Origin of the sequence: Halalkalibacillus halophilus DSM 18494, from assembly GCF_000423105.1 — a bacterium.
Lineage (GTDB): Bacteria > Bacillota > Bacilli > Bacillales > Alkalibacillaceae > Halalkalibacillus > Halalkalibacillus halophilus.
Genome location: NZ_KE383978.1, coordinates 330,949 through 352,060 on the forward strand (window position 1 = coordinate 330,949; position 21,112 = coordinate 352,060).

General features: G+C 36.7%; 10 protein-coding genes. 9 read left to right on the forward strand and 1 reads right to left on the reverse strand.

Annotation, left to right across the window (positions count from 1 at the left end; all coding sequences use genetic code 11):
• Positions 1 to 6: 6 nt before the first annotated feature.
• The 7 genes from G532_RS15400 to G532_RS0113430 all read left to right on the forward strand — a co-directional run bounded on the left by G532_RS15400 (position 7) and on the right by G532_RS0113430 (position 12,636).
• Positions 7 to 1,626, forward strand: a complete 1,620-nt coding sequence (locus G532_RS15400; RefSeq protein ID WP_035513050.1) for an ATP-grasp domain-containing protein — start codon at positions 7 to 9, stop codon at positions 1,624 to 1,626.
• Positions 1,627 to 1,647: 21 nt separating this feature from the next.
• Positions 1,648 to 3,207: a hypothetical protein gene (locus G532_RS0113405; RefSeq protein WP_027965255.1), complete on the forward strand. Its 1,560-nt coding sequence runs from the start codon at positions 1,648 to 1,650 to the stop codon at positions 3,205 to 3,207.
• A gap of 24 nt (positions 3,208 to 3,231) precedes the next feature.
• Positions 3,232 to 4,812, forward strand: coding sequence for an ATP-grasp domain-containing protein (locus G532_RS0113410; protein WP_156882597.1), 1,581 nt, complete (start codon positions 3,232 to 3,234; stop codon positions 4,810 to 4,812).
• Between the two features lie 23 nt (positions 4,813 to 4,835).
• On the forward strand, positions 4,836 to 6,422 hold the full coding sequence (locus G532_RS15405; RefSeq protein WP_051189186.1) for an acylphosphatase: 1,587 nt from the start codon (positions 4,836 to 4,838) through the stop codon (positions 6,420 to 6,422).
• Positions 6,423 to 6,518: 96 nt separating this feature from the next.
• The gene (locus tag G532_RS0113420) at positions 6,519 to 8,294 is read left to right on the forward strand and encodes an ATP-grasp domain-containing protein (RefSeq protein ID WP_027965257.1); all 1,776 of its coding nucleotides are present in this window, start codon (positions 6,519 to 6,521) and stop codon (positions 8,292 to 8,294) included.
• Positions 8,295 to 8,315: 21 nt separating this feature from the next.
• The gene (locus G532_RS0113425) at positions 8,316 to 10,445 is read left to right on the forward strand and encodes a sugar-transfer associated ATP-grasp domain-containing protein (RefSeq protein WP_027965258.1); all 2,130 of its coding nucleotides are present in this window, start codon (positions 8,316 to 8,318) and stop codon (positions 10,443 to 10,445) included.
• Positions 10,446 to 10,578: 133 nt separating this feature from the next.
• Positions 10,579 to 12,636, forward strand: a complete 2,058-nt coding sequence (locus tag G532_RS0113430; RefSeq protein ID WP_027965259.1) for a sugar-transfer associated ATP-grasp domain-containing protein — start codon at positions 10,579 to 10,581, stop codon at positions 12,634 to 12,636.
• Between the two features lie 19 nt (positions 12,637 to 12,655).
• Here G532_RS0113430 and G532_RS0113435 read toward each other — a convergent pair whose 3' ends face one another.
• The gene (locus tag G532_RS0113435) at positions 12,656 to 14,347 is read right to left on the reverse strand and encodes a glycoside hydrolase family protein (protein WP_027965260.1); all 1,692 of its coding nucleotides are present in this window, start codon (positions 14,345 to 14,347) and stop codon (positions 12,656 to 12,658) included.
• A 187-nt stretch (positions 14,348 to 14,534) separates the two neighbouring features.
• On the opposite strand from G532_RS0113435, the gene G532_RS15920 reads away from it, so the two are divergent.
• Together G532_RS15920 and G532_RS15690 are read left to right on the forward strand one after the other, a co-directional pair.
• Entirely contained in the window at positions 14,535 to 16,598 is a 2,064-nt protein-coding gene (locus G532_RS15920; RefSeq protein ID WP_084500811.1) for a peptidoglycan-binding protein, read from the forward strand.
• 391 nt (positions 16,599 to 16,989) lie between these two features.
• Positions 16,990 to 21,084 (forward strand): peptidoglycan-binding protein, encoded by a 4,095-nt coding sequence (locus G532_RS15690; RefSeq protein ID WP_027965261.1) that lies wholly within the window; start codon positions 16,990 to 16,992, stop codon positions 21,082 to 21,084.
• Positions 21,085 to 21,112 lie beyond the last annotated feature (28 nt).

The following is a 21,112-nucleotide window of genomic DNA, read 5'->3' on the forward strand; positions in this document are numbered from 1 at the left end:
GGACAGATGACAGACCAGTGGCTTGAAACGTTACCGAAAGAAATAGTTAAAGGAATAGAAGGGAACTTTCTAGACTCCTATGCGATTGCATTAGAAGGCTTTAGACGCGGATTAAAACTGACATGGCATGCAAAGGATGATGAGAATTTCGCTGAAATGGAAACGTGGTCTGTCGATCAGCCGGGACAACTATTTTCTCTATCTGACGAACAAGGAAACAAACGTTATTTTTTCCGTACTAGAAGCGACTTGATTTCTAATGAAGCAGTACAAATTGGAAAAGATAAGCACCGAACAAGAGAAGTATTAGAAGCCAATAACGTCGCTACTCCAAAGGGGATGTTTTTCCAAGCCAATATGGATACGGAAGAAATTATTTCTTCTGCTAAAGAGTTAGGTTTTCCGTTAGTAGTGAAGCCTTTTGATGGCAGCTTTGGTAGAGGTGTCGTTACGCATATAAAGGACGAAGCGGAATTAACAGAAGCGATTAGCTATGTCCGAACAGATTTAGGCTTTAAAGATCTCATTCTCGAGAATCATGTATCTGGCGATGAGTTTAGGTTATATGTAGTTAATAAAAGGGTAATAGCAGCTATAAAGCGAGACCCAGCACATGTGACAGGTAATGGAATTCAGTCGATTAAAGAACTAATTGATCAAAAGAATGAAGAGCGAAAGGCTAACCCCCGTTTAGTGAACTGTTTAATTAAAATGGATCAAGAAATAGAGAAGAAATTAGCTGAAACAAACTTGAATCTCGAATTCATACCGGCAAAAAATAAAAAAGTGTATTTACGAAATCAAAGTAATATTTCTTTAGGTGGAGACTCGATGGATGTACTCGACGACCTTCCAGAAAGCGTGAAGTCTTTAGCAATTCAAGCTATTGACTCGATTCCATCCCTCTACCATAGTGGCGTAGATATTATGTTTGATTTGGATGCAGCTGAAGTGGAACCAAAAGTAATTGAAATAAATCCAACTGCGCAAATAGGGTCCCTATTATTCCCTATGTCAGGTATAGGTAGAGACGTTCCTGCGGCGATCTTAGACTTTTACTTTCCTGAATCAAGTAAAGAAGTTTCATCTCGAAACAAAATATATTTCAATTTTTTTGATGCACTTAAATTGCTCCAAGAAAAGAATGCAACCAGGGCTGTTGTGCCTGCTTTAACAGCGTCCTATGACCATATGGAGAATTGGAAGATAGCAAGCCACCCTGGAAGCTTGGAATTCCAACAGAGATTAAAAACGGCAGTGATTGACCACCAATTAATTGGAACTATAGTTGAAACGCATGACTCGTATATGCGACTGTTTTTATTAGGTGAATCCAATCGTATGCAACACCTCCAAGAAATGCTGGTAGAAAAGTATGTAGATGTAAAAATAGAAACAACTAAGGCTACCGAAATAGATGGTAATCTCTCGTTCGGTTTTACAATCAACCAGGACAGATTGCAGTTACTTCAAAAACTTCAACAAGAGCGTGCCAAACTAGCAACTTTTGAATCGAAGAAATCAAAAGTAGAAAAGCAGTACCAAGACATGTTAAATAGTAGGCTATGGAAATTAACCGCACCGATTCGAAAAATAGGATCGCTGAAAAAGAGAATTCTTAAATAATCATGGAAAGAAGGGCGCCCGATGAACGCTGTTGCGAATGATTATAGTCAGACATTTAAATCGATCCCCACCGTGTCTCAGGGGATGAATTTGAACATGTATTTACTTGCTTTAGAAGCTTGGAAACGTCACTTAACAGTGGAGTTTCGCACCGCTTATTCTAAGAATGGGGAAATCAAAGTAAGATATTCGATTTCCTCCAAAAATGAATCCTATAAATTCCAACTTACTCTCGGAGATAAAACACCGAAAGAAGCAAGAAATATAGGCAAAAGCAAACAAATGACGAAGGACTACCTTCTTGCGAATAATGTTAGTACCCCTGAAGGTTTGTATTTAGATGAAAACCAATCGTTTGCTGATATAAAGGAAAAACTAAATGATCTTTCTTTTCCCTTAGTAATTAAACCAGCTAAAGGAAGTTTAGGAGCAGGGGTTGCAGTCAATGTTCAGGACGAAGAAACGGTCAAAGAGCAGATTACTTTAATAAGAGAAAACCCAAACACCCAAGGAGTCATCATCGAAGAACAAGCATCTGGGGAAGACATAAGGGCTTTAATTGTAAATGGAAAACTAATCGCAGCATTCAGAAGGCGTCCTGCGAATGTCGTTGGAAATGGGAAGAACTCGATCGCTGAGTTAATCGAACACAAGAATTATTTAAGACAAAATAATCCCCAAGCCTGCCACCAGTTAATTGAAGTCAACCAACAGCTTCTCGCCGATTTAAATAAACAGCATAAAGATCTAAACACAGTGCCTGAAGATAAAGAAAGAGTGTATTTAACTAAATCAACATTAATAAGTGATACTTCTGAAGTGGTCGATTGCACAGAAGAGCTCAGCGCATACGCAGTAGAACAAGTAGAGAAGGCTGGGCAAGCGATTCCAGGCATGGCAGTGTGTGGTGTCGATTTGATGTATGACGACCAGAGCGGCACTGGATTTGTCCTAGAAGTGAATTCTAGGCCGAATATTGGTGGGCATGTGTATCCAATGGAAGGAAAGTCCAGACAAGCACCGCAAGCTATTCTAGACTTTTATTTTCCCGAGCACCGCAACAACCAATACGATCCACCAGTAGATGTGCGTTTTGCGTTCGATCCAATTCATGAAACATTAAAAAGCGGGATCGCCAAAACAATTAAATTACCTAAATTACCGAAAGAAGATGTCATCTACCGCCAAATCGAAATTCAAACGGTGAAATTTAATAGGGATTGGTTTCAAAAGCAGGCAGTAGGTCGCCGGGTTGGTGGGAAATGTGTTTCGTTAACAGAAGATACCAATACCCTCCTTATATTCGGTGAACGAGAACGCTTAGATGAGTTCTTAAAAGATATAAAAAGGAAGTATCCAGAAACAGAAGTTCACTCAACGGAACCGGATAAATTTGACGGACTATTTTATCCATTTCCAGCAATCCATGAAGAAGATAACGAGAATGCCAATCAAATGGAATCTGCTCCGAATGAGCTAAAGAAATTACGGAAAGAAAATGATAACATGAAACAAAGTACTTCTTGGAAAGTTACAAAACCTCTACGATTAGTAAGTGGTTGGTTCAAGGATAGTAAATAAATTATCAAGAAGGTGTAAAACGTGGTGTCGAATCAACATGAATGGATTCCTAATTTAGCTGAGTCAGTTCCGATTGCAGCGAGGAAAAATCAAACAAGTTTATATCTTATTGCATTAGAGGGATACAGAAGAGGACTTCAACTAACTTTCTATTCGCAGTTTATTAGGGAACAATTGCATTTGAGGTATAGCTTGAGCAATGGTGACAAGACGCACCACTTTCAAGGTTCTTGTGGAGATCATGTAACACCTGAAGCGATGGAAATTTGTGAAGATAAAAGTTGGACGTATCAACATTTGGAAAAAGCTAATGTACCTTATCCAAAAGGAAAGTACTTCACCAAAGATCATCCAGACCAATCGATTATAGATTTTGCAGAACAGATGAATGCCCCATACGTGTTCAAGCCCGCAGATGGACAAGGGGGGAAAGGTGTGATGGTGAATATTAAAACCATTGCGCAGTTAAAAAAGGAAATCGATTATGTAAGAAATACATTAAAGTATTCGAATGTTATATTAGAGGAGTACGTACCAGGAGAAGAGGTACGGATTTTTGTTTTGGAAAATCAAGTATTAGCAGCAGCTAACCGTCAACCTGCAAGTGTTATTGGAGATGGTGTCCACACGATCAAAACATTGATTGAACAAAAGAATGAATTTCGTAAAAGTATCCCTCATCTCTATTTTCGACCGATTAAATTCGACAGAGACTTAAAGGATTACTTAACAGAATTAGATTTAACCTTACACTCTATACCAAAAGCAGATGAGCGTGTATTTTTAAGGAAAATAAGTAATGTTTCCCGCGGTGGAGACCCAATTGATATAACGGATCAACTTACAGATCGCCAAAAACAAATAGCAATTCAAGCAGTTCAATCTGTACCTGGACTCCCGCATTGTGGAGTCGATATGATTTTGGAAGGGGATAGTGGCAAAGTAATTGAGCTGAATACCAAACCAGGAATTGGCTCCCATGTATTTCCGGTAGAAGGAAAGAATCGTAATATTCCTAAGCACATCATTGATTATTATTTTCCAGAAACAGCAAATGAAAATATCAGAGCGCACGCAACAGAATATTTTGATTTCAATCATATTCAAGAAAGTGTAAGAGAGAGAACAACTGAAACGATTGTCATTCCAGCTTATCAAAAGCTTTTGTATCAAGAAACGATCCACTTAGCTGGTCATACTGATTTACAAGAAATGTATAATTGGTTAAAAAAGAAAGTTATTTCAATGAATATTCATGGTACGATAGAGAAGATCAATGAAAATGAATATAAACTTTTATTAGCTAGTAGTTCGAATAAAGAAATCGAGTATGTAAAGCAGCTAATAAAAGATTCTAATAAATATAAAGTAAGTGTAAAAGATGAGGTTTCAACAAATAATCCGGTGATGTTAGGTTTTCACCTTATCGATGAAGTGGAATCTTTAACTAATCAAGAGCTCATCAAAGAATTAGAGCAAGTAGAAAAACAAGTAAATGTAACAGATAAAGAAATAAATAGGTTAAATAAGCGTATAAAATTAACGGAAAATAGCTTTTCATGGAAGGTTACGAATATCTTTCGGAAGGTATTGAAAGTTAAGTAAGCTCACATATCGGAGGAGTAAACATGTCACTAACAGAATTTAGATGGATGCCACATCATGAAGGTGCAGTTCCACCAGCAGGACAAGGGAAAAGGATTAGCACCTATAATATTGCATTAGAAGGTTGGAGAAGAGGTCTTCAACTGAAATTTTACCGTTTAATACAAGGGGAAAGTGAATTAAAGGTCCGTTATTCCCTCTCAGATGGCGAAAAGACGCACCATTTTTCCTTATCAATGGGTGATCGTGTAACGGATGAGGCTTTTGACATCTGTGCGAATAAAGAATATACCAAACAATATTTAGAACGAGAAGACGTTCCGGTTCCTAAAGGAAGAATGTTTGAAAAGGACGTTTCACTTGAGGAAATCAAATCCTATGCGGAACAGATTGGCTTTCCACTTGTAGTGAAACCAACTGATGGAAACGCTGGTAAAGGTGTATTTGCTAATATTGAAGGTTTAGAAGAATTAGCTAATATTGTTGATTATGTGAGAAATGACTTAGAATTTAATGATATTATAGTTGAAACATATGTTGCTGGGGATGAATTTCGAATTGTTGTAATCGAAGACCAAGTCCTAGGTGCAATGAAACGTAGACCTGCTAGTGTGGTAGGAGACGGGAAACATACGATTACACAATTGATTAGAATGCAAAATGAGATTCGTAAAATGAATCCACATCTAACTAGTAGATTAATTAAAGTAGACCGTGAAGTGCTAGATTTATTGAAACGCTCAGGTCATACGCTTAAGTCTGTTCCAGAAGAAGGAGAAAGAATTTACTTACGTGAAAAAAGTAACCTTTCCGCTGGAGGAGAAGCAATTGATGTAACGGATGAATTAACAGATGAACTGAAACAAATTGCTATCGATGCTGGGAAAGCAATCCCTGGTTTAACACATTACGGGGTAGACATGATTGTTAACCAGGAAAAGAATACCGGTGTTATTTTAGAAGTGAATGCTCGCCCCGGTTTAGGTGGTCACTTGTTCCCAATGGAAGGAACACCTAGAGATTTAGCGAAGGATATTATTACGTATTACTTCCCACATACGGAGCATGTAGAGCGTTCTTATTTGTTTTTTGATTTTGATAGTGTACTAGATGCCCTACAAAAACGGCAGGTTAATAGTGTCGAATTAGAAAGTACGCCAACTGGAAAATTATACGGGAAGAGATTTATTGTCTCAGGAGAAGTTCAAGGTGTTGGATACCGTGCGTGGGTAAGAAGACAAGCCCTAGTAAGAGATTTGCATGGTTATGCGGAAAACTTGGATGACGGTACAGTCGAAGTGGTCGTTATGGGAACAGATGAAGATATCGTTAATGATTTTAAATTTGTTTGTTATAACGGATCCAAACGTTCTGAAGTAAAAGATGTTGAAGAATACGAGTGGACAAAGCCAGTGAAAATAAGTTTTGAGATTATAAGACCTGAGAAAAACATGTCAGTCGACGATATTCGCAAGTTACAATATGAAATAGAACAGCTAGAAGAACAGAAACAAAAATTAATAGAGCGTCATGAACGTCTGATTAATCGTAGAACATGGAGATATACTGAGCCGTTTAGGAAAGCTACGAAAAAATTATTGAGAAAATAAGGATAAAAACGGTTAATTTAGGGTAAATCTAAGTAAAGTGTCTGCAATCTTTACTTAAGCTAAATTAATCGTTTTTTGCATCAGGGGGCAAATAAAATGCGAGAAAACAATCAATGGTTAAATCATCTAATTAATGCAGTACCAGAACATGGAGTTGGCAACAGATTAAGCATGTTTTTAATTGCCTTAGAAGCATGGAGACGTGGAGTTACCGTTAAGTTTTATACAATAGACAATGAAGAAAACAAAACTTTAATAAGATGCTCGCTTTCTTACAATGGAAGGGAGCACCATTTTGAATCGTCAAAAGGTGACCTTCTATCTAAAGAGGCGTTTGATATTTGTGAAGATAAGGATATAACGAAGTCACATTTAGCTAGTGGTGGAGTAAGAGTACCAAAAGGCATTCGAATGAACGAAGAATCGGACCGACAAGAGATTATTGATTTTGCGAATTCTATTGGTTTTCCTGTTGTACTAAAGCCAATAAGTGAGAATGCGGGCCAAGGTGTTTTTTCAAATATCCAAAATGAGGATGATTTAATAAACACAATAGAATACTTACACACTACTTTAAACTATGAAGAATTAATTCTTGAAGAATTCATAGAAGGTAATGAATATAGAATCCTTGTCATCAATGGAGAGGTAGTAGGTGCAGTAAACAGATTGCCTGCTAATGTGATCGGAGATGGAGAAAGTACGATCGAACAACTCATCAAAGAGAAGAATCAATCCAAACGAACGAACCCTACTTTATCTAAAAAGAAAATACAATTAGACCGTGAAGTAACAGACAGACTAGAATTATTAAATCTAACAACAAGTGATGTCCTTGAGTCTGGAGAAAGATTATTTCTTCGAACAAAAACCAATGCGTCAACTGGTGGAGATCCAATTGATGTGCTAGATGACTTAGATGAGGAAACGTTAAATATGGCTAGGGACGCTGCAAAATCAATTCCTGGTCTTGATATTGCTGGTATGGATTTCATCATAAACGAGGAAACAGGAGCAAAGTCAATTATAGAGATTAATACGAAACCAATGATCGGACTTCATGTCTTCCCAATTGAAGGGAAAGCTAGAGACGTTGTAAAGCCGATTGTTGATTTCTATTTCCCAGAAACTGTCGGACAAAAACAAAACGATTTACTTTATTTTGATTTTATTGCTGCGATTGCACCACTTGATAATATAACGACGAAAGAAGTATACGTTCACCCAGTACCTATAACTGAATACATCGCTACAAAATTCGTAGTAGAGAGTGAACAATTAATTGGTGGAGAGTTGTCTGAAATTCGGTTGAGTGCATTAGGTAGCGGGTTGCATGGGTCTGTTCGAAAAGTAGGTCTTAGTCGAATTGAAATATTAGCAGTAGGAAACGACGCAAAAAAAATAGAAATTTTCAAAAAAGAATTATCAGAAATTTTAGATGGCGAGGAAGCATTCACGATCACGGAAGAGCAAATTCAGACTCCTGTTAGAGTAGGTTTTCATATTGAGCGAGATTCCGAAGAGGAACTAAGAGACAGATTATATGAGAATCGAAAAAAACGAGAAGAATTAAAAGGAAAAATCAATCAATATAAAAAAGACTACAGAAAAACATTGAAGAAAATCGAACAGTATAAAGTAAGAGAAGAAAAGTTGAATGAAAAAAATGATATTTTAAAGAAAGATCTGCGCTTTGCTAAGAAAGCATTCAACATTATTGAGTCCTATAAATACGAGCTCAAAAATGAAAAACGAGAAGTAGAAAAAGAGCGAGATTATTACAAAAAGGAACTAAATAAATTAATAACAAGTAGTTCTTGGAGAGTAACCTACCCACTTCGAAAAGTAGTAGGGAAGGTGAAAGGAAAGTAGTTCAAAGAGGTGAAAAGGATCGTGAGTAGAACATTTTATTTAACGATTGCAGGCCAAGTGAACGTAAAAGAAGAGCAAGATCTATTAGGTCAAAACATTAGTTTGATAAAGAAATTAACGGAAAACAGTGATTTCTTCCTACTGAATTTGAATTCTACACTTACCAAACATACTCCTAGTGAAGAAGTTGATGAAGATGTAAATGATCAAGCTGGGAAAATCAAAGATGTAGCGAAGAATTTAGAAGAGTTAAATGTTAATGCTGTAGCAACGGCAAATGAATATACGTTCTCGACGGGCCATGAAAACTGGAGCAAGATAGAGAAGAAACTTGCTAAGCGAGGAATTCAAACTGTCGGTTCTGGTAAAAACAAAAAACAAGCTTCTAAACCACTGGAACTTGTAATTAAAGGTGAAAATCAAGATCAAAAAGTATTCTTTTTTAATGGGATGAATTCTGTTCCAGATTTTCGTGAAAAAAGTATGTATGCAGAGCAAAAGGAAGAAGGAGTTAATTCCTTAGCTCCTAATATGTTAGAGAAGGAAATCGAACTTCTACGAGAAAAAGAACCTGATAGTGTCATTTTGGTTATGCCGTATTGGTATAGTAAATTAGATCATTACTATTCCCACCAAGATAATATTAGAGAAAAATATAATAGCATACTATATGCAGGTGCTGACTATGTGTTTGGCTTAGGTTCCCCATTTGCACAGGGTGTAGACCGTACAGGTAAAGGTACAGTTGCCTACTCTTTAGGCGATGTATTTCCTAATAAAAATAAAGATTCGTATGCAAATCCTTATAGTTTAGTAGCAAATATAAAATTCATAGAATCGGAAAATGGGTGGCAAGTTATTCCTGAAATTTTCCCGATTAAAAGAGTTGAATCAGAACATGGAGCGGAAATACAACCCTTAACAGCTATAGATTGTGCAGACATGGAAGAACAATTTAGTGAACAAAAGCCTCTCAAAAAAGATTTGTATGATTATAGTTTCAGAGAGTCAGAAAATGGATATTACTTTGTAAAAGATTTTAAAAAGAGTGTTCTTGAAGATGTAGGTATGCCGGTTAACCGGTCCTTATATAGAAGGTTCAAGCATGCTGGGTTGTTACAAACGATAGATTTTGAGTTCATTCAAGAAGTTCAAGATTATTGGCATAATATTTATCAACAACAAATAGACCCAATAATACATGTAGCACATTTAAATATGTATGGTAAGAATGAAAAACGAATAATTCCTACTCGTGTGTGGAAAGATGACCTGGAGCCATATTTGAATTTTTCTAAAAATAAAGGTTTGTATTCAGATAAGAATATCTATGATTTATTAATTGCAACAGACCAAATGCCAGAAACAATAATTAAAAGGGTAAGAGATCAATATTTTAATAGTTCTTATGTTGCTTTAAATGAAGATTCAGCTTGGGAAACCATGATTTCAGTAGAACAAGATTTGGTGATCAAGCCTTCGACTACAAACAATGGCGAAAGTATAAAAAAGTTAACGTATCATAATGGTTCCTTGTTATTAAATGGCCAACCAACTTCGATACAACAACTAGAGTTTATGTATGGTTCGAATTTTATTGTACAAAAGAAAATAAAACAACACCCAATTATGGCAGCGCCCCACGAAGAGTCTGTGAATACAATTCGTTTAGTTACTCTCAGATGGAAAGAAGAGATTCATTTTCTATTTGGAGTCGCACGTTTTGGTGCAAATGGTTATGTGAATGACAATTCTCACGTAGGTGGAGTCTCATTCGGTCTCGATTCAGAGGGTCGTTTGAAGTATGACCCGTTAGATGAAAGTGCTAACGTTAGAAAAATTCATCCTACTACAGGGTTTAAGTTTGATGAGAATTTTCAAGTTCCAAACTATGAAGCTTGTAAGGAATTTGTAAAAGAGCTGCATAAATATATGTTGTTCCATGACTTTATTAATTGGGACATTGCTATTGATGAAGAAGGTAAACCAATATTTATTGAGAATAATTTCACTAAGATTGTCTGGATCTTTCAATTAGAACTCTCAGAACCATTGCTTGGTGATTTTACGGAAGAAATAGTGAAGACAGTTAGAAAAGAGATTGATCGTGGCAACCCAAAAAGGGATTTCGACCCAATTGAAAAAGAGTAAACTAGTACGATAAGCTTATCATGGTTAAAAGATGATAAGCTTTTCTGTTTATTTTTCCTAGATTTTCATTGTTTATTTTAAATTCAAGAGTATGATGGAAATAGAAACAAAAAATCTAAAAGGAGTATATATTATGACTGGTTTTTACAAGATAGGATTTATGGGGTACATACAAAATGGTAGAGATAACGACAAACCAATTCGATTTTCCAACGAATTACTAGACCTTTTAAATGAACAACATTATAACTTTGGGAATATTAATTTGGATCAAAAAGAGTCATTAGAAAGCGGACTCATACAATCGAATGAATGGAATATAAATAAGATTAGTTTAGCTAATAATAGTTTACTAAATAGAAACCAAAAACTTCTTCATACATTAAAAAATATAGAAAAGAAATTCAATGCAGAGATCTTCGGTGTTGGAGCAGATTTTGATCAAGCATCACACCCAGTGAAAATAACTCTTAGCGGTGAACATAATATTCAAGAGGTCTTTGTACTTACTGGGTTGGAGCATGAAGGACAGCCGAAGAATAAAATATTTAGAAGGAAAAGCCTGATTGTAAATCAATTCGATTTAAATGAAATGAAAAACAATATAAAGTCACTACGCAAAGAACATCCTGAATCAATTATTATTGTTTATCCACTATTACAATTTAAGGATAGCAATTCATACGAAAGAGAATTATTTCAACTAATTGATAATGGCGCAGACTACGTATTCGGTACTGGGAATGATAAACAACTACCCATCGAAAGAAATGAAAAGGGTACGGTTATTCAATCTTTAGGTAACATACCTAGTAAAGCAGAAGAAGATCCAGAGGATAATTATAATTTATTTGTAAGTTTGGATTTTAAGGAAAACGAAAATGGATGGGAAGTTTCACCTCAATACGTTCCACTTGTTCAAGATAAAGAAATAAATTCTGTAACCATACGTACGGCGAAGAAAGATGAATGTAGAAAATTAGAAGAGAGCTTTGAGGAACTTGAATTTGATAATGATTTATTTGATTATGGATTTACTGCCACGTTCTTTGGAGGATATTTTACAAAAGAACATAAAGTAAGCACACTAAAAAAGTTTGGATTATATCCAGAAAAATCCTCTTACAAGAAATTAAAATACGCAAACTTACTTAATGAGATTGACTTTAATTTTTTAAGAGAAGTTCAACATTATTGGAAAACTAACTATGATAAAAAGATTGATACACGACTTCATGTTGCTTTTCATAATATGCACGGAATAAAAGACGTGAAGATCATTCCAGGTGATATTATGCGAAAACAATTGCTAGAATATTTTAATTTGAGTCGTGAAAAAAATATGTATAAGGATAAAAACACCTATGACAAACTAATTAGTACGGACAAAGTACCAGCCACAATTTTAAAAAGAGTACGTAATAATTATTTTGATGCAAATAATAACTACCTGTCACAAGAGGAAGCATATGAATATTTAAAGCAACTTAAAGAAGATTGTATCATCAAACCAAGTAACACGAATAATGGGATTAGTATTGAAAAGTTAGCTGTAAGTGAAGATAAGCTTGAAATTAAAGGAAAAGAAATAAGCATGAAAAAAATTGAAAACATTTTTGGTTCTAATTTCATTATTCAAGAAATTATCAAACAGCACCCTGAAATGAAAAGACCACATGCCCCGTCCATTAATACGCTTCGAATGGTAACGATGAGGTGGCAAGGAGAAATTAGGTATATGCTTACTTTTGCGAGGTTTGGAGCAAACAATAGCGTGAATGATAATGCTGGTACTGGTGGTGTTTGTGTTGGGGTAGATGATAATGGATACTTAATGGATTCAGCAATTGATGAACATGCTAATGTGCATACTCATCACCCTACTACTGGATTTAATTTTAGTGATGATTTGAGAGTTCCGAACTTTGAAGCATGTAAGGAATTTGTGAAAGAACTTCATAAAGATATACTGCACCATGACTATATCTCATGGGATATTGCAATTAGTGAGCAAGCTGAACCAATATTTATTGAGGCAAACTTCAGTGGTGCAACGTGGATTTACCAACTAGCCTCCCAACGTGGATGCTTTGGAGAAATTACAGAAGATGTATTAAGTCACGTCAGAGAAGAATTTAGAAAAAATATAAAAACAAGAAGTAAAAAACCTGGCTATTTCAAAAAGAAATAACAAAAACAGGAGAGTAGAATTACTCTCCTGTTTTGTTTTTTAATATCTTGTATAAGCCGATGCAGCTAGAAATGTTATGCTGTGTAAAATCATTTCTTAATTCAATCGATTTGAATTTGTTATGAAAGGCACCTAGTGTTAATCTCTTATTCGGGAAATACATTACTTTCTCAGGTTTTAATTGCATTTGTAGGGCAAACTTCACAGAATGAGTAATAGTGTCTAATAGATCACTTGCTAATTGGTCATCCTTGTATTTCTTAGCAAGATGATAAACATTACATAAGCCTTCTGTTTTACAAGATACAGGTACTGACTTTGGTAAAGTTCCAACTTGTGGAGGAAATCCACCAATCCATTCAGTAGGATGCTCTTCTGATCGATATTGGCTATCCATAATTGAACGAGCCATCATTACTGCATGAGCATAATATTTAGAATCGTTTATATGCGGGTCAATGTTTTTAATACCATACAGTAACCAATGATCGTGATGGATCGTATCTGGAGTGGCATCTTTATTTTTGTCTAACACCATAAAATCAGTGGCTTTCTCTGCAACTTCGAGCCAGTCTTTGTTTTGGTCAAGTTCATACAATCTGATTAGTCCTAAAATAGCTTCTCCATTATAAAAATCGGACCTGAAATCAGTCACTTCTTTAGTTGAGAAGATTTGTTTGTGAATACTGAAGTCACCACTTTCGTTTTGGACTGCTTTAATCCATGTAGCGAGTTCCTGCATTAATGGAATATAGACTTCATCTTTTGTGATGGTCGTATATTTTGCTAGTGCGACAATTGCTAATGCATTTCCACCAAGCTTATTAACGTCCCTTTCGACAAGAACTTTAGCTTGAACTCCATTAATTTCTGTCGACTCCACACTATTTGCAAGGAAATCAGCTGCTAGCTTGATTTTTTCTAATAATTTTTCACCTGGTGTTATTTCATACGTCTCAAGCATGGAGTACATCGTACCAGCATGTCTTAAGATATTGTATCTGCTTTCCTTTTCATCAATTGCAGGCAAGTAATTATAATTAAATTTACCTTTTTTATTAACAACTTTACGGAAGTAATTGTTCTTTGTTAATTTTAATGATTCTAGGATTTCCTTTTTAGATAGTGACTCAGGTGCATGATTACCTCGATACAATTCTTTGTAATGTTCCCCGTCATAGTAATAGGAATCAGTAGTGAATTTATATAGATTGTCAATTTCTAAACCTTTTTCCACATTAGTAATTTCGGAATCTAGTTGGTTAGATAATGCTTCGTTTAGTCGACTTCTCTTAATTCTTCTGTTTTCGACGACACCATAACATTCTACTTCTTGAGGGGAGAATACAAGCTCAAAGTCTTCTCCAAACATTAAACCATTTACTCCAGAATTATAAATTACTTTTCCTTTTGAGAAATCGAATGAACTATTCTTTTCGTTTACTCCTGCAAATTCAGTAATAACATCAAGTTTTATATCTTTAGCTTCATGATCAGAAGGTTTATGATTTAAATAATTTTCTACAGCCGTTTTTATTGCTTCTGAGACATTCGTTCCTTTTCCTTTTGTTACTTTCGCTCTAGTTTCAAAATCTGATACGGATAAAAAGACATAAGATGTATCAGCTTTAGAGGAAACTTGTAACTCATCTAGTACGGATGAGTTTTTTTTCTGAATAGCTTGGAAAACCAATTCCATTGCGTTTTTCATAAATTATACCTCAACTTTTTTATAATTATTTTGTTAGTTTCTTCATAATTAACTATACCCAAATATTTTACCATATACCCATCTTTATTAGATAACAATTAACTGGCTAAATCGACTCATTTTTCAGAAATTATTGTAATTATTGGTAGATTTGTCGATAATAGAGGTAGGAGGTGGGAAAGGAAAAGTGAAAAAACTATTATTATACTTTTCTCTAGCATTTGTTTTAGTATTGTCTCAGGCGTTCTTACATAGTACCGTTTCAGGTGAAGAAGATGCAGATTCAAATGAAGAAGACCCTACATATGAAGAAGTAGATGAAGTAGAAGACGAAGAATCACAGGAAGAACAATCAGAGGATGAGGAAAATTCAGATTCTGGAACTTCTACCGATGAAACGGAACAAGAAGAAACCGATCATACAGAAGAAGATGCAACAGAGGAAAGTGACGCAGAAGACACAGAGGAATCGGATGAATCTCATGAAGAGACCGAATCAAATGAGGAAGAATCCGATGCAAAGGAAGAAGAATCGGAATCTAGTGAAGAAGAGACTGAGGAACTAGAGGAAGAAGAGCAGGAAGAGCAAGAAAAAGAAGAGGAAGAAAATGAGGAAGAAGCTCAAACTTTCGGAACGCAATCTGTGCAAGAGCAATACACGATTGGTGATGAAGGGGACCATGTTGTAGAGATGAAGCAAAAGCTTGTCGACATGGGCTTTGTTAGTTGGAATCCTCCTTCAAGGTTCTATGGTTCAATCACTGCAAGTTACGTGGAAGAATTTCAAGCATATTATGGAATGGACGTAACAGGTGTTGCGGATGAAGCGACTCGGAACAAAATGGATGAGGTGTTGAATGCACCTTATAAAAATGGTGACCGTGGAGTACCAGTAGTTGAGCTAAAAGAAAAATTAGTAGAATTAGAATTTGCTGGCTGGTCTAGTCCAAGTCAATTCTACGGTTCCATTACCGCCGGAGTTGTAGAAGACTTTCAAGCAGCTTATAACTTGGAAGTAACTGGAGTGGCTGATCAAAATACATTAGCAACGATTGAGCAGGCCTTAACTCGATTTACACCAGGTGATGAAGGGGAACATGTTGTCGAAATGAAGCAGAAGCTTGTTGATATGGGCTTTGTTAGCTGGAATCCACCATCTAGACACTATGGATCGATTACAGCAAGTTATGTATCTGAGTTTCAAGAGTATTATAATTTACCTGTAACTGGAAATGCTGATCGTACCACAAGAGAAAAAATGGACGAGGTTCTGAGTTCTCCTTATCAAGATGGTGATCGCGGAGAACCAGTTGTTGTTTTAAAGGAAAAATTAGTTGAGTTAGGGTTTGCAAACTGGTCAAGTCCAAGTCAATTCTATGGTTCCATCACTTCTGGTGTCGTAGCAGACTTCCAAAGTTATTACGGTTTATCTGCGACAGGTGTTGCTGATGGCCAAACATTAAATAAATTAGACGATGTGTTAAATAGCCAATACAGTATAGGTGATCGCGGGCAACATGTAGTTGAATTGAAAGAGAAGTTAGTAACATTAGGATTTGCTAATTGGAGCAGTCCTTCTGCAAGCTACGGTCCAATTACGGCTGGAGTAGTGGAAGATTTCCAACAAGCTTATGGACTACCTGTGAGTGGGATAGCCGATCCTTTAACTCGTGAAACCATGGAAGATAATATTGTAAAAATCTTTATTGATCCTGGACACGGGGGCCGAGATCCTGGTGCGATTGGGTTTGGTTTAACTGAGAAATATGTAAATCTAGATATTTCTCTAAAAATGAAACAATTTTTAGAAAATAAATACCGTGGAGCAGATATTATGCTCACAAGAACAACGGATGAATATCATGCACTTGAATCACGTTCAGTGATGGCAAATGAATGGGGTGCAGACTATTTCGTAGGTGTTCATAATAATGCTTTTAATGGAAATATGCACGGGTTCGAAACGTTTATCCATAACGGTTCTGTCTCTTCAGAAACTGTACAACACCAGCGCAATATCCATACACATGTATACAATGAAATGAGAAGTGATGGCATCTCTGATCGTGGAATGAAACGCTCTAACTTTAATGTCCTGCGTAATACAGACATGCCAGCGATTTTATTTGAATACTTGTTTATCGATAACCGTTCGGAATATGAATTACTTAGAAATAGCAGCTATCGTACCCACTTAGCTGAAATCACAGCAGATGCAATCGCCAATTCATTTAACTTAAGTAGAAAATAATATTTGGAGCACTTCGCCTAGTTAAGGTGGGGTGCTTTATTTATTTAGGAGAGGTGAGATGTTGCCGGCGTGGAGGGATCAGATTCGGGCGGAAGATTGATTATGCTGGCAAAGCGGGACTCTATTCAGGTGAGGAGAACTGGATGCCGGCATAGGGCAAGACCTTTCAGGTGAGAACCACCGCTTGCCGGCAAAGAAAAGCTTCATGCCGGCAAGCGTCTCTTTATGCCGGCAAAACAGCCCCGACCAACCTCAGATAACAGAAAGATTCTGTAACAAATTCATAAACTATTTGTAAAATTCACTGCTTTTGGCCTAGTGATTTTGTCGAAATGCTGTTGAAATTTAATGGAAAATGATAGATAATGAGTGAATAAGAGGAGGTGAAAAATTGAAGAAGATTATATTAAATGTAATCTTCATTTTCACTCTTGTGCTATTTGGTTCTGTATTCAGTAATGTAACCTATGCAGAAGAGAATAACGAAGAACAAGATGTAGAAGAGAACGAATCTAGCGATACATATGAAGAACCTGAGAGTGAAAATGAGGATGAGGATCATTCGGACTCTGAGGAAACAGAAGAAGCTAGGGAGTCAGAAGATAAGAATCAGGAAGATGAATCTGAGGAAAAATCTGACGAACAATCTAGCGAAGAATCTACTGAAGAAGACTCAACGGAATCTGAAGAGCAATCTAAGGAGGAAGAGGAGAATTTAGAAGAATCGGAGAATGAAGAATCCGAAGCGAATGAAAAAGAAGAAGAACAAGAAGAGCAAGAAGAGGTTGAAGAAGAAACCGAAACTGATGAATCTGAGGAGCAAGAATCTGAAGAGGAATCAGAGAGTATGTCTTTTTCAATTTCGAATGTAGAGCAGTACACAGTAGGTGACGAAGGGGATCATGTCGTTGAGATGAAGCAGAAGCTTGTCGATATGGGGTTTGTTAGTTGGAACCCACCTTCACAGTACTATGGTGATATAACTGCAAGGTACGTTTCAGAGTTCCAGGAGTATTACGGCTTACCAGAAACAGGGGAAGCTGATCAAGCTACACGCGACAAAATGGATCAGGTGCTGAATGTACCATATGCTTCAGGTGATCGCGGGGATCCAGTTGTTTCGTTAAAAGAAAAATTAGTTGAATTAGGTTTTGCTGGATGGTCCAATCCAAGTCAATTCTATGGATCTATCACAGCAGGTGTAGTTGCTGATTTTCAAGAAGCATACGGTTTAACTCCTAATGGTGTAGCAGACACAGAGACTATCAACAGAATCAACGCAGCACTTCAAGAAGCATCGATGTATCAAATTGGTGCGGAAGGTGAACATGTTGTTGAAATGAAACAAAAACTTGTTGATATGGGCTTTGTAGGGTGGAATCCTCCATCTAGGTTCTACGGTTCAATTACAGCTAGTTATGTAAGTGAATTTCAAGAATATTACGGGCTTGCTGTAACTGGTGAAGCTGACGCGCAGACGAGAGCGAAAATGGATGAAGTGTTAAATCCTCCATATCGTGATGGTGACCGTGGTCAACCAGTAGTTGAATTAAAAGAAAAATTAGTTGAATTAGGCTTTGCCGGCTGGTCTAGTCCAAGTCAATTCTATGGTCCAATCACTTCTGGTGTAGTAGAAGACTTCCAACAGGCACACGGTTTAACTGTTAACGGGGTGGCTGACCTTCAAACTTTAGCTAAGTTAGATGAACTAGTTGCTGAATCCAAAATGTATCAACTTGGAGATTCTGGTGAACATGTTCGTCTATTGAAAGAAAACTTAGTTCGTGTAGGTGTAGCTAATTGGAATAATCCATCTACCTCTTATGATGAAGACACGGTAGCTGCCGTGGAAGAATTCCAAGAGTATTATGAGATGGAAGTTACCGGAAATGCTAACGATTCAACAAGAGAAAAATTAGAAGAAGTTCTAAACTTACCTTACGTTGATGGTGATCGTGGTCAGCCAGTTGTTCAACTAAAAGAAAAACTAGTTGAATTAGGATTCGCTGGTTGGTCCAGCCCAAGTCAGTTTTATGGTCCAATCACTTCGGGTGTAGTAAAAGACTTTCAACGTGCATATGGTTTACCTGTTACGGGAATTGTCGATGAACAAACGTTTAATGAATTAGATACACTTTCTAATGCAGACAGGTATCATCGCGGCGACCGTGGAAGCCATATTGTAGACTTGAAAGAAGATCTGGAACTTCTAGGTTTCGTTGAATGGGATTCTATAAATGAATTTTATGATAACGAATTAGAAGCATTAGTTTCAGAGTTTCAAATGTATTACATGCTATCTGCAACGGGTGTAGCAAACGAACAGACGCTGAATAAAATGGCAGAAGTTCTAAGCGCTCCTTATCAAGATGGAGACCGCGGGCAACCAGTTGTTCAATTAAAAGAAAAATTAGTTGAATTAGGTTTTGCTGACTGGTCTGACCCGAGTCAGTTCTATGGTCCAATTACTTCTGGCACAGTAAGCGATTTTCAACGCGAATATGGTTTAAATGTGACAGGTACAGCGGATCAAAACACATTGGACGAGCTAGAGAGAGTTTTAAACAACAAAGCTAACTTCCAACGTGGTGACTACGGGGAACATGTAATCGGAATTAAAGAACAATTAGTGGAACTTGGAATCGCAGACTGGGATGAACTCACAAAGTTTTATGGAGATGATCTAGTAGCTGCTGTTTCAGAGTTTCAAGAGTATTACAGTATGTCAGTAACAGGGCACGCTGATTCAGACACTCGTTCCAAAATGGCGTCTGTTTTAGTCCCACCTTATCAAGATGGGGATCGTGGACAACCTGTTGTGACATTGAAAGAAAAATTAGTTGAGTTAGGTTTCGCTGGTTGGAGTTCTCCAAGTCAGTTTTATGGAAGCATTACTTCTGATGTTGTTAGTGACTTTCAAAGTTATTATGGATTGACCGCGAATGGAATTGCGAACCAAACAACACTAAACAAAATGGATGAAATTCTTAATTCCCCATATTCAATTGGGAATAGAGGTCAACATGTAGTAGATATGAAAACAGATTTAGTAGAACTTGGTTATGCAAGTTGGTCAAGCCCAAGTGCTAGTTATGGAGAAATCACTGCTAGTGTTGTGCGAGACTTTCAGGCAGATAATAACTTAATTGTTAACGGAATTGCAGATGAAGTTACTTTGGAAATGATTGAAAGATTACTAAACACTGCTCAAGTAACAGAGTACGGTCTTACTTTCAATCGTGCTTTAGAAATCCAAATGAACAGTGGTTGGCCAAAGTATGATGGAGCAGGTAATATTGATGCGGATGAAGCTAATGTTCGTTATTACTTGAACCCGTCGAACTTTTTAGAGGGTACAGCAAGTTTCTTACAATTTTTATTATTAGATGAATCTACTAATCTATCAGCAAGAGAATTAAACGATAGTTTCCTTCGTAATGTTGGAACATTATCTGGTACAGGTGCTGCATTTATCCAAGCTGGTGATCGCTACAACATTAATGAACTTTATTTAATGGCACACGCATTACATGAAACTGGAAATGGAACATCAACATTAGCTCGAGGAATCGGGGTTGATGGCTCAGGGAATGTAATTCGAGATAGTAGTGGAAATGTAGTTAGGGATATTGATGATAGTCGTGTTCAACATATTGTTTATAATATGTACGGCTATGGTGCTCATGATAATAATCCGATTGGTGGAGGAGCGATGTATGCATTCGAAAGAGAATGGTTCTCTCCAGAAGCTGCAGTAATCGGTGGAGCATCACAAATTTCTAATAATTATATTAGTCAAGGTCAAAATACACTTTACAAAATGAAGTGGGATCCAGAATATGCTTCAGATAACAACGCACGTGGGAAACAGTATGCTACTCACATTATGTGGCCGATTTTACAAGCTAACAAAATGTATAGTATGTTAGGTGACGATGTCCACAATTACAGATTGTTATATGATATTCCTCAATATATAAATCAACCAGGACCGGATGGCTCTGTACCACCACCGCCATCGACAGGACCAGTTGAACCGGAAGAACCAGAGTTGAGAGAATATCCAGAAGGAGTTATTGGAGAAATCACAACGAATCTAAACTTCAGAGAAGGTCCATCCACAGGTTATGATCGAATTGCTACAATTCCACAAGGGACAATTGTCGATTTGATTGGAACAAGTGATTCTGGATGGTTAAATGTTCGTTACGATGGTGATGAAGGTTGGGTATCAGGAGATTATGTAGATACACTGAACCTATCTATCGTTACCGGAACTAGCGTGCGTTATCGTACAGAGCCAGGTGGTAGTAACATTGGAGGAAGCTTATCTGAAAATGATTTAGTAACCTTAAGTCTTGATAGTGATAATCTAGTTGTATCAGAAGAAGCGGAATTAAGCGGAACAAATTACAACTGGTATCGCATTAAGGTAGATGGAAACGACTACTGGATGGCAAGTGAATTTTTAGAGAGAGTAGAATAAGAAAGACTTTTTGAGTGGCCCATACTTT

Excerpts from the sequence above, each read along its gene's own strand:
- G532_RS0113435 (WP_027965260.1), bottom strand. The coding sequence starts at position 14,347 with ATGAAAAACGCAATGGAATTGGTTTTCCAAGCTATTCAGAAAAAAAAC.
- G532_RS0113420 (WP_027965257.1), top strand. The coding sequence starts at position 6,519 with ATGCGAGAAAACAATCAATGGTTAAATCATCTAATTAATGCAGTACCA.
- G532_RS15400 (WP_035513050.1), top strand. The coding sequence starts at position 7 with ATGACAGACCAGTGGCTTGAAACGTTACCGAAAGAAATAGTTAAAGGA.
- G532_RS15405 (WP_051189186.1), top strand. The coding sequence starts at position 4,836 with ATGTCACTAACAGAATTTAGATGGATGCCACATCATGAAGGTGCAGTT.
- G532_RS0113405 (WP_027965255.1), top strand. The coding sequence starts at position 1,648 with ATGAACGCTGTTGCGAATGATTATAGTCAGACATTTAAATCGATCCCC.
- G532_RS0113430 (WP_027965259.1), top strand. The coding sequence starts at position 10,579 with ATGACTGGTTTTTACAAGATAGGATTTATGGGGTACATACAAAATGGT.